17 protein-coding genes are annotated in these 14,519 nt (G+C 67.2%); 9 read left to right on the top strand and 8 right to left on the bottom strand.

Translation table 11 applies throughout. The annotated features are described in order from the left end of the window. Positions 1 to 11: 11 nt before the first annotated feature. A complete protein-coding gene (locus tag ASE66_RS23955; RefSeq protein ID WP_057192267.1) occupies positions 12 to 626 on the top strand; it encodes a PilZ domain-containing protein in 615 nt (204 codons plus the stop codon). A 704-nt stretch (positions 627 to 1,330) separates the two neighbouring features. Next, positions 1,331 to 1,963 (top strand): transglutaminase-like cysteine peptidase, encoded by a 633-nt coding sequence (locus ASE66_RS23950; RefSeq protein WP_057192266.1) that lies wholly within the window; start codon positions 1,331 to 1,333, stop codon positions 1,961 to 1,963. Between the two features lie 367 nt (positions 1,964 to 2,330). Here the strand turns inward: ASE66_RS23950 and ASE66_RS23945 are convergent, their stop codons facing one another. Further along, positions 2,331 to 2,861 (bottom strand): gamma carbonic anhydrase family protein, encoded by a 531-nt coding sequence (locus ASE66_RS23945; RefSeq protein WP_057192265.1) that lies wholly within the window; start codon positions 2,859 to 2,861, stop codon positions 2,331 to 2,333. Between the two features lie 52 nt (positions 2,862 to 2,913). Further along, positions 2,914 to 3,243, bottom strand: coding sequence for a DUF6949 family protein (locus ASE66_RS23940; RefSeq protein WP_057193327.1), 330 nt, complete (start codon positions 3,241 to 3,243; stop codon positions 2,914 to 2,916). A gap of 172 nt (positions 3,244 to 3,415) precedes the next feature. Between ASE66_RS23940 and ASE66_RS23935 the strand changes: the two genes are divergently transcribed. Next, positions 3,416 to 4,141 carry a hypothetical protein gene (locus ASE66_RS23935; RefSeq protein ID WP_057192264.1) on the top strand — a complete coding sequence of 242 codons (726 nt, stop codon included), beginning with the start codon at positions 3,416 to 3,418 and terminating at the stop codon, positions 4,139 to 4,141. 150 nt (positions 4,142 to 4,291) lie between these two features. On the opposite strand, the gene ASE66_RS33395 is transcribed toward ASE66_RS23935, so the two are convergent. Continuing rightward, positions 4,292 to 4,504, bottom strand: coding sequence for a DUF3126 family protein (locus ASE66_RS33395; protein WP_057192263.1), 213 nt, complete (start codon positions 4,502 to 4,504; stop codon positions 4,292 to 4,294). A gap of 169 nt (positions 4,505 to 4,673) precedes the next feature. On the opposite strand from ASE66_RS33395, the gene ASE66_RS23925 reads away from it, so the two are divergent. After that, positions 4,674 to 6,038 carry a serine hydrolase domain-containing protein gene (locus ASE66_RS23925; protein ID WP_057193325.1) on the top strand — a complete coding sequence of 455 codons (1,365 nt, stop codon included), beginning with the start codon at positions 4,674 to 4,676 and terminating at the stop codon, positions 6,036 to 6,038. Positions 6,039 to 6,161: 123 nt separating this feature from the next. On the opposite strand, the gene glyA is transcribed toward ASE66_RS23925, so the two are convergent. Continuing rightward, on the bottom strand, positions 6,162 to 7,487 hold the full coding sequence (gene glyA / locus ASE66_RS23920; RefSeq protein WP_057192262.1) for a serine hydroxymethyltransferase: 1,326 nt from the start codon (positions 7,485 to 7,487) through the stop codon (positions 6,162 to 6,164). A gap of 119 nt (positions 7,488 to 7,606) precedes the next feature. On the opposite strand from glyA, the gene ASE66_RS23915 reads away from it, so the two are divergent. Then, complete coding sequence (locus ASE66_RS23915; RefSeq protein ID WP_057192261.1) at positions 7,607 to 8,488, top strand: LysR substrate-binding domain-containing protein; 882 nt, start codon at positions 7,607 to 7,609, stop codon at positions 8,486 to 8,488. Between the two features lie 64 nt (positions 8,489 to 8,552). On the opposite strand, the gene rpsI is transcribed toward ASE66_RS23915, so the two are convergent. From rpsI to ASE66_RS23900, 3 genes are all read right to left on the bottom strand, one after another. Continuing rightward, positions 8,553 to 9,032 (bottom strand): 30S ribosomal protein S9, encoded by a 480-nt coding sequence (gene rpsI / locus ASE66_RS23910; RefSeq protein WP_057192260.1) that lies wholly within the window; start codon positions 9,030 to 9,032, stop codon positions 8,553 to 8,555. A gap of 2 nt (positions 9,033 to 9,034) precedes the next feature. After that, on the bottom strand, positions 9,035 to 9,496 hold the full coding sequence (gene rplM / locus ASE66_RS23905; RefSeq protein WP_057192259.1) for a 50S ribosomal protein L13: 462 nt from the start codon (positions 9,494 to 9,496) through the stop codon (positions 9,035 to 9,037). Positions 9,497 to 9,667: 171 nt separating this feature from the next. After that, on the bottom strand, positions 9,668 to 10,084 hold the full coding sequence (locus ASE66_RS23900; RefSeq protein WP_156412306.1) for a PaaI family thioesterase: 417 nt from the start codon (positions 10,082 to 10,084) through the stop codon (positions 9,668 to 9,670). Positions 10,085 to 10,189: 105 nt separating this feature from the next. Here ASE66_RS23900 and ASE66_RS23895 point away from each other — a divergent pair, with 105 nt between their 5' ends. After that, on the top strand, positions 10,190 to 10,996 hold the full coding sequence (locus ASE66_RS23895; RefSeq protein WP_057192257.1) for an enoyl-CoA hydratase: 807 nt from the start codon (positions 10,190 to 10,192) through the stop codon (positions 10,994 to 10,996). 68 nt (positions 10,997 to 11,064) lie between these two features. On the opposite strand, the gene ASE66_RS23890 is transcribed toward ASE66_RS23895, so the two are convergent. Then, entirely contained in the window at positions 11,065 to 11,505 is a 441-nt protein-coding gene (locus ASE66_RS23890; RefSeq protein WP_057192256.1) for a hypothetical protein, read from the bottom strand. A gap of 155 nt (positions 11,506 to 11,660) precedes the next feature. Here ASE66_RS23890 and ASE66_RS23885 point away from each other — a divergent pair, with 155 nt between their 5' ends. From ASE66_RS23885 to ASE66_RS23875, 3 genes are all read left to right on the top strand, one after another. Beyond that, positions 11,661 to 12,191, top strand: a complete 531-nt coding sequence (locus ASE66_RS23885; RefSeq protein WP_156412305.1) for a CoA-binding protein — start codon at positions 11,661 to 11,663, stop codon at positions 12,189 to 12,191. A 75-nt stretch (positions 12,192 to 12,266) separates the two neighbouring features. After that, positions 12,267 to 13,241 carry a Bug family tripartite tricarboxylate transporter substrate binding protein gene (locus ASE66_RS23880; RefSeq protein WP_057192254.1) on the top strand — a complete coding sequence of 325 codons (975 nt, stop codon included), beginning with the start codon at positions 12,267 to 12,269 and terminating at the stop codon, positions 13,239 to 13,241. A 10-nt stretch (positions 13,242 to 13,251) separates the two neighbouring features. Continuing rightward, entirely contained in the window at positions 13,252 to 14,505 is a 1,254-nt protein-coding gene (locus ASE66_RS23875) for an FAD-dependent oxidoreductase (RefSeq protein WP_057192253.1), read from the top strand. Positions 14,506 to 14,519 lie beyond the last annotated feature (14 nt).

Here is a 14,519-nt window from a genome sequence, read left to right as displayed (position 1 = left end):
CAAGGTCTGCAATGCTGACGGCGCCCCACAATCCGAAGACGGGCTCGGTCCCGGTCGAGCGCCGGCGGCATCAGCGCATGAAAGTCGTCCTGCTGGGACGCTACATGCTGCCCAACCGCATGGAATATCCGTGCCAGACCACCGACATCTCGCCGGGTGGCCTGCATATGGTCGCGCCGGCCAAGCCCATGGTCGGCGATCGCGTCATCGTCTATCTGGAGCATCTCGGCCGTATCGAAGGCACGGCGGTGCGCACCACCCCCGCCGGCTTCGCGATGACCATCACCGCGACCAGCCGCAAGCGCGAGAAATTCACCGCACAGCTGACCTGGCTCGCCAATCGCGACGAGCTCGGCCTGCCCGAGGACCGGCGTCACGAACGCATCGTGCCGCGCAATCCGCGCTGCGTCATCACGCTCGAGGACGGCACCGAGCACGCCGTGCGGCTGATCGACATCTCGCTGTCGGGCGCGGCCTTCGCCAGCGACCACCAGTTCGAGATGGGCACGGCGATCCGACTCGGCAGCACCGCGGCGATGATCGTGCGGCACTTCGACGGCGGCTATGCCGCCCAGTTCCGCATGCCGCTCTCCGCCGACGTGCTCGACGAGAATCTCGAGCTCTGAGCACGGACGGCCGCGCAGCCCTCGCGAGCTGAGCTGGGGCCCGGCAGCCATGCAGTCGCTCCACCGGCTCTTCACGCGCATCCTTACGGCATCCTGACCGCCTGATTTTGGCGCCACGCTGAAAGCCCACGTCGGCCTCCCCGGAAGGTTCGCAACAGAGGAAACGTCCGCGGGGAACCCTTCTCCCGTGTCGGAGAAGAGCAGGGATGAGGGCTCGCCCTATCCGTAGAAGGCGCAGCGGCGTCGTTGCATTCCAATAACCAGCGGCAGTCCCGCACCCCTGCCCCTCTCCCATTCGGGAGGGTTTGCCTGCGCCTTTCGTCAGTGCGCCACACCAACCGAGACAAGAACATCGGCCGCTAGATCACCGCGCGTCCTATCGGACGCGATAACGGTGATCTATCTATCTGTTATGGCATCGGATTTTTCCGAAAAGTGGATTCCACTTTTCGGTCCGATGCTATGGCGACGGCACATGCCCCACCCCCACCCCACCATGGTTAAGAGACTGGATGGTTAAGGAAACCCATGGTTAAGATACTCTGACGCGAGCGCTGATAATTCTTACTGTGGGTTTTATACTTGATTCTCTGTAAGTATCTTCGTTTTCAACAGGCTCGATTTCAATAAAATTGTTCGCTTTCATTTCAAGCGATCTCTACAGCGCGAGATCATGGTCGTTCCCGGGACAGGAAAGGGACGTCATGTTTTCGAGCTTCCGGGGATTTCGCGGCTTTGCCGCAGCTACCATCATCGCTGTCGCCGGCGTGAGCGGCGCCCAGGCGCAGCAGAGCGCCGGCGTGCCAGTCGCCAGCGCACCGATCGTTGCCGGCGGCGACGCCCGTGCGCCTTACGCCTGGACGGATTTCTGCAAGCGCAGCCCGAGCGAGTGCGCCGTCGACACCCGCGAAGCGGAGTCGATCGAGCTGACGCCCAAGGCCTGGAAGCTGATCGTCGCGGCCAATCTCAAGGCCAATCGCGAGATCGAGGCGATCACCGATCAGGACCATTGGGGGGTGGTCGACCGCTGGGATATCCCGACCGACGGCAAGGGCGATTGCGAGGACTACGTCCTCTTGAAGCGCCAGCGCCTGGCCGAGGCCGGCCTGCCGCGCCGGGCCATGCGCGTCACCGTCGTGATCGACGAAGAGAATGCCGGCCACGCCGTGCTGATGATCCGCACCGACCGCGGCGACTTCATCCTCGACAACAAGCGCAACGCCATCCTGCCGTGGAGCCAGACCGGCTACACCTACGTCAAGCGTGAATCCCAGACCCGTACCGGCTGGGCCTCGCTCGGCGGCCTGTCGACCTCGACGGTGGCATCGCTGCGCTGAACGGAACAGGCGCCGGGCGGGGACGAAACCCGGCGCAGCACAAGATCGGCGAGGCTCGCAAGGGCTTAGCCAACCAGACGACGAGTCCGGTCACGTCCCCACCCACCCGTCCCCGACCGGGCACGTCCAGGGCCGGCTCCTTCCCCGGGAGCCGGCCCGCTTCGTTTTGAGGAGGTTCTGCCGCGGGGACGTACCAGCTCCACGACGGCAGGAATGATCTTGTCACCCCGGACGGAGCGAAGCGGAGATCCGGGATCCATTCCGGAGCCTTCCCGCTTTAGGGTCCGGCATGGATCGCGGGTCTCCCTCCGGTCGCCCGGGACGACAGAGGCTCTTGCCTCGCGAGGCGCCTAGCCTCCAGCTTCGTTCAATCGATCCGCTTCATGCCCCTGGCGAACTGCTTCCAGCGCTCGGAATAGCCGGCGGCCGTGCGGGCAATGCCGGCAGCAGCCGCCTCGTCCAGCGTGCGGATCGCGCGCGCCGGCGATCCGACGATCAGCGAGTTGTCGGGGAACTCCTTGCCCTCGGTCACCAGCGCATTGGCACCGACCAGACAGTTGCGGCCGATCTTCACATGATTGAGCACGGTCGCGCCCATGCCGATGAGGCTGTTCTCGCCGATGATGCAGCCATGCAGGATGGCGCGGTGGCCGATCGTGCAGCCGGCGCCAACCCTGAGCGGCGCGCCCGGATCGGTGTGGAACACGCAGCCTTCCTGGATGTTGGTGGCCTCGCCGATCTCGATCCACTCATTGTCACCGCGCAGCACCGCGCCGAACCAGATCCCGACATCCTTCGCCAGCCTGACGCGGCCGATGACATGGGCATCGGGTGCGAGCCACCATTGCCCTTCCGGCGGAGTCTCAGGCGCGGTCCCGTCGAGCGAATAGAGCGGCATGGCGTATCCTCCAAGTTTCACCCGGAGGATTGCAGGGCGGGCGCCCTGCCCGTCAAGCCGCGCCGAGCATCATCAGCAGGTCGAGCACGACCCGGCCGCTGATCAGGCTCCAGAGCGAGGCGATCATGCTCGCCGCCATCACGAAGAAGAAGGGCCGCCCCTCGATCCGCCGACCGCGGACGGTGTTGCGCAGGATCAGGAAGGGCGCGCTGAACACCACCACCGGCACGCTCGCCACCGCGCCGACGCCGCCGCTCTGCAGCAATTCGAAACCGGCGCGCTTCTGCGTGAACAGTTCGAAGGCGCTCGCCAGCAAGCCGGCGAAGGCGAAGCCGAGGATCAGGGATTTCAAGGCCTCGACGGCGGAGGGTTCGAGCGTCACGGGCGTGGCTTCCAGCGGATGCTGCCGAACCATGACGCAGGGACGCCGGCTGTGAAAGCTAAGCTTTAACCTTTGGTTAACCACGCCGGCTCCGACATGGTTTACGGGGTGTTAAGGCGGCTCTGGTTGAGTTTCCTGACAGGGCCGCACGCCGGCCCCGGGGACGAATCCGATGAGCCTTTACGCCGCGCCCGACCAGAACCAGCCGCTCGCCAGCGCCACCAATGTCGCGGCGCTGATCCGAAACCATCTCAAGCGCCGCCCAGTGCCGGTCCCGCCGCGCGGCGACCGGGCGTTGCTGCGGCTCGCGGCGGCGATCGTCGTGCTCGGGCTCGGCGGCACCGGCCTTGCTCTCCTCGCCACCCGGCCCAACCCGGACGCCGGAACCGAATTGCAAGCGTCGCGCGTCGGCGATGTGGTGCTGGCGATCCCGGAAAATCTGACCGGCGCCGATTCGGATGAGGGCCGCCTCGTCGGCATGGCGCGCCTGCGCCTGGACTGGCCGAGCCTCGGGCCGGTGACGCCCGAAACCCGCAAGCGGCTCCTGATCACGCTGAGTCCGCCGGACAAGGTCAACGAGCCGGCGACGCAGCTTTCCGTCTATGCGCGATTCCTGACGCCGACGGTCTGGTCCAATCCGGGCGGGCTGGTGGTGCGCGGCTTCCGCAAGGGCTCACCCTATGACGGCGACGAGCTCTACGTCTCGGTGCCGGACGGGCGCGGCTTTGCGGCGCGCTGCCCGGTCGACACCGCCCAGGTCGGCCTCGACGAGCCTTGCCGCGTGACCTTCCGCCATCGCGGCGTCGATGTGAACATCCGCTTCCCGCGTGCCATCGTCGCCGACTGGCAGGTGATGCTCGGCGGCGTGCGTCGCACCATCGACGGGCTGATGCGCTGAGCGAAGCCCCGAGCCCTCATCCTGAGGAGCGGATGACAGTCCGCGTCTCGAAGGATGTTTCAGGAGGCTCGGGAGACATCTGGACCATCCTTCGAGACGGCCCTGCGGGCCTCCTCTGGATGAGGGCAGAAAATACCCGGAGCGTGCGCCTCAGTCCTCGAGATCGACGTCGAGGATCGCCATGGTGAAGTTGAACGAGCGGTCGCCGTCCTCGTCGTCGACATGGATGATGCCGATGAATTCGTCGGCGAGATAGACCTCGGCCGAATCGGTCTTCTTCAGCCGCGCGCGCACGCTGATGTTGTGGTTGGCGAAGGTGCGGCGGAGATAGGCTTCGAGCTTGGCGAGTTCGGTCTTGTCCACGGTGACGATCCTTATGTGTGGCGCGGACGGATGCCACGCGTAAGCGTCGAGGGCAAGGACGAAGGCGTTTCGGTGGGCAATGCATGGCTCCCGTGCTTTGCGGCGCTGACGCAGCGCCATCGCCCATGCGATGCTCTACCTCCTGCCCCGCTCGACGATGGATTCCCCGATGAAGCCCTGGCTGCCCGCCGCGCTCGACTATGTCGCAAGCTGGCTCGAATTCCAGCGCCGTCTCCATGACCAGCCCGGCTGCGCGGTCGCGATCGCCCGCGAGGGCGAGATCGTGCTGGAGGCCGCCTTCGGCAGCGCCGACCTTGCGACCGGCGAGGCGCTGACGCCGCGCCATGGCTTCCGCATCGCCTCGCATTCGAAGAGCTTCACCGCCGCCGGCATCCTGCGCCTTGTCGAACAAGGGCGCCTGCGGCTCGACGACCGGGCCGGCGCCCATATCGACGGCCTGCATCCCGCGGTCGCCGCGGTCACGCTGACCCAGCTTCTCTCCAACAGCGCCGGCCTCGCTCGCGACGGCGTCGATTGCGGCCAGTTCTTCGACCGCAGGCCCTATCTGCGCAAGGACGAGCTGCTCGCCGATCTCGCCAGGCCCCCAGTCTTCCCGGCTTCGCAGCGCCTCAAATACTCCAATCACGGCTTCGGCCTGCTCGGCCTCGTCATCGAGGCGGTGACGGGCGAGCCCTATGCCGACTGGATCGCCCGCGAGATCGTCGCGCCCGCCGGGCTGAAGGAGACCCGGCCCGACATCACGCTCTGGAAGGGGCCGATGGCGAAGGGCCATAGCGGCACGCTGCCGCTCGGCCGGCGCGTGGTGATACCAGCCGACAATCCCGGCAATGCCATGGTCTCGGCCGCCGGATTCGTCGCCACCGCGGCCGACATCGCCCGCTATATCGCCCAGCTCTCGCCCAAGGCTGAAGCCAGCGTCCTGTCGCCGCTGAGCCGCCGCGAGATGACGCGCCGGCTCTGGCCCGACGCCGAGAGCAGCCTCGGCCGCCATTACGGCCTCGGCACCATCTCCGGCGGTGGCGATGGCTGGGACTGGGTCGGCCATTCCGGCGGCTTCCAGGGCTTCATCACCCGCACTGCCACCGTGCCGGAGCAGGGCCTCACCGTCTCGGTGCTGACCAATGCCATAGACGGCCTCGCCCATCCCTGGCTCGACGGCGTGATCCAGATCTTCCGCGCCTTCGCCGAGCACGGCGCACCAACGCCGGCGACGCAGCGTTGGCGCAAGCGGCTCTGGACGATCTGGGGCGCCGGCGACCTCGTCCCGGTCGACGGCAAGGTGCTGATGGCCAATCCGGCGCTGTTCAACCCGTTCCTCGACGCCGGCGAGATCGCGCTCGAGGGCGAGGACCGGGGCCGCATCGTGAAGGCCTCGGCCTTCGCCAGCCCCGGCGAGCCGGCGCGACTCGTCCGCAACGCGGCGGGAGAGATCGAAGCAGCCTGGATCGGCGCCGCGCAGGTGATCTCGGAAGACGCGCTGAAGGAGGAGATGCTGGAGCGTTACGGCCATTGAAGAGCGTCATGCTCGGGCTTGCCCCGAGCATCTCAGGCCGGAGGAGGCTTCTGTCAGCGCCTCCTGGTCATGAGATTCTCGGGCCTGCGCTTCGCTCCGCCCGAGAATGACGCGCCGCGCCCGTCACCTCACATAGTGCAGCCTGCCGAACCTCCGCCGGAAGGCGGTGACGTCGCGGGCGATCGCCTCGTCAGGACGCGCGCCCGACAGCCCGTCGGCGATATAGCCGGCGAGTTCCGGCATGTGCTTGGGCTTCATGCCAAAGCGGACGATCTCGGGCGTGCCGAGCCTGAGGCCGTTGACGTCGCCGGCGACCTCCGCGATCGGCAGGCCGATGCCGCAGCTCAGGATGTTGACGGCGCGCAGCCGCTTCGCCGCGGCCTGGCCGCCGCCATAGGGCGCCGCCTCGATCGCGAACTGGTGCGAGGTCGTCATGCCGCGATCGCGGGCGAAGACCGGCACCTGCCGCTCCGCCAGGGCCTCGGCCAGCGTCTTTGCCGTCGCCGCCATCATCGCCGCGTAGTCGGAACCGAATTCCTGCCAGTCCATCATGGTGATCGCCAGCGCCGCCGACTTGGCCGCGTCGAAATTGGCGGTGAGGCCGGGATAGGCGATGGCGTCGAGCTTTTCGGCGAGGCCGGCATCGTTGGTGACGATCAAACCTGAAGGCGGGCCGCCCAGGCTCTTATAGGTGCTCATCGTCATGACGTGAGCGCCCTCCTCCAGCGGCTGCTGCCAGCCACCACCTGCGATCATGCCGGAAAGGTGGGCGGCGTCGAACAGCACGATCGCCCCGACCTCGTCGGCGATGGCGCGGATCTCGCGGATCGGATGCGGGAACAGGTTGAGGCTGCCGCCGATGCTGATCACCTTCGGTCGCAGCCGCAGCGCATCCTCGCGTAGGCGCGCGACATCGACCGTGTACCCGGCGGCATCGACCGGCGCGGGATGGCTGACGACGCCATAAAGCCCGGCGGCGCCGGCGCCGTGATGGGTGACGTGGCCGCCGATCGCGGGCGGCGGCGCGATCACGACATCGCCGGGCTTCGCCGCCGCCATGAAGACATAGAGATTGGCGATCGCGCCGGAGGGCACGCGGATTTCGGCATAGGAAGCGCCGAAGACCTGCGCCGCGAGCTCGGCCGCCATCACCTCGATCTGCTCGATCGCCTCGAGGCCCATCTCGTATTTGTCGCCGGGATAGCCGAGCGAGGGCCGGCTCCCGAGCCCCTGCCCGAGCACCGCCTCGGCGCGTGGGTTCATCACATTGGTCGCCGGGTTGAGATTGACGCAGTCGCGCTCATGGATGGTGCGGTTCTCGGCGACGAGATCGGCGAGCCTGGTCTCACGCGCCGCACGGTCCTGGCCGGCGATCTCTCCGGCAATCCTCAGCACATAATCCTCGCTCGCCGCCGGCACCCAATCGCGCCGCGCCAGTTTCACCGTCATCGCATCCCCCGCAGAGTGTTGTTTCGTGCAGCCATTGCAGCGATTTGCCGGCGCGGATGCAAACCAGTTATCGTCGCCGGAAGGCCTAGAAAATCTAGGCCTGCCCGCTGGTGTCGAGCATGCCCGTCAGACCACCCCGCCCGCCTTTGCCGCCGCTCAATGCGCTGCGCGCCTTCGAAGCGGCGGCGCGGCTCGGCAGCTTCTCGCGGGCGGCCGAGGAGATCGGGGTAACGCAAGGCGCCATCGCCCAGCAGGTTCGGCATCTCGAAGCTTTTCTCGGGCTGACGCTGTTCCGACGGCTGCCGCAGGGCGTGGCGTTGACGGAGGCCGCGCAGGAGGCAAGGCCGCGTCTCAGCGCCGCCTTCGATGCGCTCGCCCTGACCGTGCACGACCTCAAGGCGAGCCACGCCGGCCGGGCGCTCGTCATCACCGCCCTGCCCTGCATCGCCCAGCTCTGGCTGTCGCCCCGCCTGCCGGCGCTGCAACGGGCGTTTCCCGACCTTGCCATCTCGATCAGCGCGATGGAGGAGCCGCCCGCTGGCCGGCACGACAGTTTCGACCTCGCGCTGTTCTATCTCGCCAAGCCCCCGGCCGACGCGCTTGCGCTCGGCGAAGACAGCCTGCTTCCGGTCTGCGCCCCGGCGCTCGCTCGCGCACTGCGGACTCCCGCCGATCTCGCCGGGCAGACCTTGCTGCACGACGCCGTCTGGCGCAGCGACTGGGCGCGCTGGCTGCGCCACGTCTCCACCCATGGGATCGATGCCGGCCGCGGCCCGTCCTATTCGCTCTATGCGCTGGCGCTCGATGCGGCGCTCGGCGGCGCCGGTGTCCTGCTCGGCCGCCGGAGCCTTGTCGCGCCATATCTGGCGGACGGGCGGCTGGTTACACCTTTCATCGACGAACTTCCGAGCGGCGACCGGCTGACCATGCTGTTCCCGCCGGCCGGCAAGCCGCATCCGCGGCGGGCCGAGGTCGTCGCCTGGCTGGAAGCCCACTCCTGAACGAAAAAGGGCGGCTCGTGAGAGCCGCCCTTCGGATCGATATCGGCAGGGGCCGATACAGAAATCAGCGCTTCGAGAACTGGAAGCTGCGGCGGGCCTTGGCCTTGCCGAACTTCTTACGCTCGACGACACGCGAGTCGCGGGTCAGGAAGCCTTCCTTCTTGAGCGGGCCACGCAGCTCGGGCTCGTAGAAGGTCAGAGCCTTGGAGATGCCGTGGCGGACCGCGCCGGCCTGGCCGGAGAGGCCGCCGCCCTTGACCGTGACGATCACATCGTACTGGGTCATGCGATCGACCAGCATCAGCGGCTGCTGCAGGATCAGGCGCAGCACCGGACGGGCGAAGTAGACTTCCTGGTCACGGGTGTTGATCGTGACCTTGCCGGAACCCGGCTTGATCCAGACGCGGGCGATGGCGTTCTTGCGCTTGCCGGTGGCATAGGCGCGGCCCTGCGCGTCGACCTTCTTGACGTGGACAGGAGCCTCGGGCTGGGTGCCCTTGGCGACCTGGCCGAGCTGCTCGAGAGACTGGAGAACCTCGGCCATCGTCAGACCCTCGCATTCTTGCGGTTGAGCGCCGCGACGTCGAGCGCCTCGGGCGACTGGGCGGCATGCGGATGCTCAGAGCCCTTGTAGACGCGCAGATTGCCGAGGATCTGGCGGAAGAGCGGGCCGCGCGGCAGCATGCGCTCGATGGCCTTCTCGACGATGCGCTCAGGGAAGCGACCTTCGAGAATGAACTTGGCGGAGCGCTCCTTGATGCCGCCGGCATAGCCGGTGTGATGGTAGTAGATCTTCTGGTCGCGCTTGCGACCGGTCAGCACCACCTTGTCGGCGTTGATGACGATGATGTTGTCGCCGCAGTCGACATGCGGGGTGTAAGCGGCCTTGTGCTTGCCGCGCAGACGCATCGCCACCAGGGAGGCGAGACGGCCGACGACGAGCCCGGAGGCGTCGATCACAACCCACTTCTTCTCGACATCGGCGGGCTTGAGCGAGATGGTCTTCATCGCGGCACCCTTCGGCTGCTTGAAAAAAGGACAAGCCGCCGGCGAGCCGGCGGCGGTGTGAGCGCTGGATAGGCGGCTACCCTATCGATGTCAAGCAAAGATAAAAGCCGTCTCTGGCGAAAAATCCATTGTTTTCAGAGCAATGCACGAAACGGTATCAGAATACCGCGATTATCTCTCAGCCGGGATCGAATAGGTCCCCGTCGCGTGGCAGACCAGCTCGGTCTCACCTTGCGAATAGAGGCAGACCTCGCCGACGGCGAGGCGCTTGCCGAGCTTGAGCAGCTTCGCCTCGCCGATCAGCGCCGCCTGCCCCGGCTTGCGCAGGAAATTGTAGTTGAGGCTGGTGGTCACCGCGAGCGCGACCGGGCCGATCTGCGCGAGGATCGCGACATAGAGCGCGAGATCGGCCAGCGCCATCATGGTCGGGCCGGAGATGGTGCCGCCCGGCCGCAGATGCTTCTCATGATAGTCGCAGCGCATGCGCGCCGAGAGCGGACCGACCTCCTCGACGAAATAGGTCCGGCCGCCATAGTGCAGCTGCGGGAAGACCTGATCGAGATAGGCCTCGATCTCGGCGGCGCTCATGCGGGTCGTCATCGTGCGGAAAACCGGGGTCTGATCGGACGTTACGCCCCTTGCAGCACGCCCCCCGCCTCCCGACAATAGGGCAAACAGCGAAAGGCTTTCGCCATGAACGCCCATGCCAGAGCGCAGATCCTGCTGCGCGAAGATGCCGACGGCATCGCGACGCTGACCCTGAACCGGCCCGAAGCGCGCAATCCGCTGAGCGAGGCGATGCTCGCCGCCCTGTCGGAGACGCTGGCCGAAATCGCGGCAGACCACAGCGTTCGCGCCGTGGTGCTGGCGGCCGCCGGCCCGGTCTTCTCGGCGGGGCACGACCTCAAGGAGATGAGTGCGCGCCGGGCCGATCCCGATCGCGGCCGCGCCTATTTCGCCGATATCCTCGGGCGTTGCTCCGGCGTGATGCAGCAGATCACCGCCCTGCCCCAGCCGATGATCGCGGCTGTCGAGGGCACGGCGACCGCCGCCGGCTGCCAGCTCGTCGCATCGTGTGACCTCGCCGTCGCCGGCGAAGCTGCGCGCTTCTGCACGCCGGGCGTCCATATCGGCCTGTTCTGCTCGACGCCCATGGTCGCGCTCTCGCGCAATCTCTCCGCCAAGCATGCGATGGAGATGCTGCTGCTCGGCGAGATGGTGCCGGCGCAGGAGGCCGCGCGCATGGGTCTGGTCAATCGCGTCGTGCCGGCGGGCGAGGCGTCGACCGAGGCGAAGCGGCTCGCCGCGGTCATCGCCTCGAAATCGGCCGCGACCGTCAAGGTCGGCAAGCGCGCCTTCTACGAGCAGCGCGAGATGGGGCTGAAGGCGGCCTATGACCATGCCTCGGCGGTGATGGTCGAGAACATGCTGGCGCGCGATGCGGAAGAAGGCATCGGCGCCTTCATGGAGAAGCGCCAGCCGAAGTGGCGTCACAGCTGAACGGGCGGGCTCGCCCGAAGCCGAGCCCGCCGCCCAGAATGGACGCCTGTGCGCCTATGATCGCCCGGTCAGATGCCGAAGATATAGACCGGCTCGTCTTGCGCCCGCGCCGGTTCCGCCTCGGTCGGCGTGGCCCGCTGCGCCTGCTCGTCCGCCGGCAATTGCAGCACCGTCGCGGTCTGGCCTTCCGACAGGTTGGTCAGCAGCACGATCTGCCCGTTGGGCAATTCGATCGCGTCGTGATGGGCATAGGGCTTGTCGAGATCGACCTGGCGGAAGCGCGCCAGCGTCGCCCCGAGGCGGCGGTGCGGCAGGAAGCCGATCGCCCTGTCGCATTCGATCTCGGACGCAAAGGCCAGCTCCGTGCCCGGCAAGACACAAACCGCGACACTCGGCTCGCCAGCGGCGCAGAAGCCCCTGGTGCTCGATCCGATGAAGCTGATGCTCTTGAGGACGTCGCCGACTTTGGCAGGAGTCGACATCACATGGTGCAGACTGTAGTCGCACATGGCAGGCCCTCCTCACTGAAGAAGAGCGGGATTTGCTCTTCCCTCCTCAAGATGGGGAAGGCGCCTGACAGTGCCATGGTCCTGCCGTCGGCGTGCCTGCGTCGTTGATTCAGGAATGCCGGGCAAACGGTTCAATTCTCTGGGGTTTTGGTCTCGTGAATCACGACGCTTACGACGATGCGCTCATTCGCCGCATCCTGCGCGAGGTGAAGACGATCGCTCTGGTCGGCGCCTCCGCCAACGAGGCGCGCCCGAGCTGGATCGTCACCAAATACCTGCTCGATCGCGACTATGACGTGATCCCGGTCAATCCCGGGCTCGCCGGGCAGACGCTGCTGGGCAAGACAGTCTACGGATCGCTGAAGGACATCCCCGGCACGATCGACATGGTCGAAATCTTCCGCAACTCGGAAGCAGCCGGGCCGATCACCGATGAAGCGCTGAACCTCCAGCCGCTGCCCAAGGTGATCTGGATGCAGCTTTCGGTGCGCAATGACGAGGCCGCGGCGAAGGCCGAGGCCAAGGGCGTCACCGTGATCATGAACCGCTGCCCGAAGATCGAATATGGCCGGCTCTCCGGCGAGATCGGCTGGCAGGGCATCAATTCGCGCATCCTGTCGGCGAAGAAGCCGGTACTCTCCGGCAAGGGCTTCCAGAAGCTGACGATCAACCGGCCGGGGACCTGAGGCCGCGAGAGGGCCCTTCCCCGCGGGCAAACGATCGCTAATCTCGCCGCTCCCGCTTGTCGCCGGAGAAGGCCGATGCCCCCTCTCGACCGCCGCACCGTCCTTCTCGCCGGGCTCGCCAGCGCGCTCGGCGTCGGCAGCGCCCGCGCCGCCTTCCCCGAGCGCCCGATCCAGCTCATCGTGCCGTTCGCGCCGGCGGGTGGCACCGACATTGCGGCGCGCCGGCTCGGCGAGACCCTGGCGCGGCAGCTCGGCCAGTCGGTGATCATCGACAACCGGCCGGGCGCCAACGGCATCGTCGCCGGACAGGCGGTGGTGAAGGCTCCGGCCGATGGTCACACGCTCCTGGTCGCGACCGCTGCAAGCTTCGCCGCCGCCCCGGCGCTCGGCCAGAAGCTGCCCTATGATGTCGAGGCCGATTTTGCCCCTGTCGGCATGCTCGGCCTGTTCCCGCTGGTGCTGAACGCCTCGCCGACCTTGCCGGTCAGTTCGCTGGCAGAATTCCTTGCTTACGCGAAGCAGCGGCCCGGCCAGCTCAACTTCGCCTCGGCCGGGACCGGCGGCACCAACCACCTCGTCTTCGAGATGATCATGCAGGCGGCCGGGATCAGGCTGGCGCATGTGCCCTATCGCGGCGCCGGGCTCGCCGCCGCCGACCTGATGTCGGGCCAGGTCCAGGTGATGATCGACAGCCTCGCCGCCAGCCTCGGCAACATCCAGGGCGGCAAGCTGAAGGCGCTCGCCATCACCACCGATGCACGCCAGCCGCAGCTCCCCGACCTGCCGACGCTGAAGGAGCAAGGCGTCGACGTGGTCTATCCCGGCTGGGCCTCGCTCGTCGCTCCGTCCGGCATCGCGCCCGATACCCTGCGCGTCCTCAACACCGCGATCAACGTGGCCATGACCGATGCCGAGCTCGTCGTCCGCTATCGCGAGCTGGTGATCGAGCCTGTCGCATGGAGCCCGCAGGAGACCGGCGCCTTCATGGCCCGCGACCGCGCGATCCTGACCGAGCTGGTGGCGAAGACCGGGATCAAGCTGACCGAGTAGGCGAGGCAAGATGATGCGCCAGGAGAGCACGACCTGCTGCATCGCCGGCGGCGGCCCGGCCGGGATGATGCTCGGCTTCCTGCTGGCACGCGCCGGCGTCGACGTGATCGTGCTGGAGAAGCACGCCGATTTCCTGCGCGACTTCCGCGGAGACACCATCCACCCCTCGACCATGGAGGTGATGCACGAGCTCGGCCTGCTCGAAGAGTTCCTGAAACTGCCGCATGTCAGGGAGGACGACCTCGTCGCGCGCTTCGGCAGCGAAGACATCACCGTCGCCGATTTCAGCCATTTGCCGGTGAAGGCGCCCTTCATCGCCTTCATGCCGCAATGGGATTTTCTCGACTTCCTCGCCGATCACGGCCGGGTGTGGCCTAGTTTCCGGCTGCTGATGCAGACGAAGGCGACCGGACTCGTCCAGGAAAACGGACGCGTCGCGGGCCTGCAGGCGGATGGCCCCGACGGCCCGCTGGATATCCGCGCCGATCTCGTCGTCGCGGCGGATGGGCGGCGTTCCGATGTTCGCGCCGCAGCGGGCTTCACAGTCACCGAACTGGGCGCCCCCATGGACGTGCTCTGGTTTCGCTTTAGCCGCCGGCCGGATGAGCCGGCGCAGGCCTATGGGCAGGTCGCAGCCGGGCGCTTCTTCATCCGGCTCAATCGCGGTGATTATTGGCAGTGCGCCTTCATCATCCCGAAGGGCTCGCTGGAGCGCCTGCAGGCCGCCGGGCTCGATGCTTTCAAGGCCGGGCTCCTCACGCTCGCACCGCAGCTGGCCGATCGTACCAGCGAACTCGCCTCATGGGACGACATCAAGCTGCTCTCGGTCGCGGTCGACCGGTTGGAGCGCTGGTGGCGGCCCGGCCTCATCTGCATCGGCGACGCCGCGCACGCCATGTCGCCGATCGGCGGAGTCGGCATCAACTTGGCGATCCAGGACGCGGTCGCCACCGCCAACCTGCTGGCCAAACCGCTACGCGAGGGAACGCTGACGGATGCCGACCTGGCCGCCGTTCAGAAGCGACGCGAATGGCCTGCCGAGCTGACGCAGGCCGCCCAGATCGCGATCCAGAACCGGGTGATCACGCCGTTACTGGCGGCGGACAAGCCGATCAGCCCGCCCTGGCCGCTCAGGCTGTTGCAACGTTTCCCGCTGCTGCGACGACTGCCGGCGCGCATGGTCGGCATGGGCGTACGGCCGGAGCATGTCGGGCCTGAGTTGGCGCCGCGCCGCCGAATTGACGCCTCGCGGAGCGTTCGTTAAATCGAACGAGACCG

Source organism: Allobosea sp. Root483D1 (assembly GCF_001429505.1).
In the GTDB taxonomy this organism is placed as follows: domain Bacteria; phylum Pseudomonadota; class Alphaproteobacteria; order Rhizobiales; family Beijerinckiaceae; genus Allobosea.
This window is presented reverse-complemented; position numbering and strand designations above follow the sequence as displayed.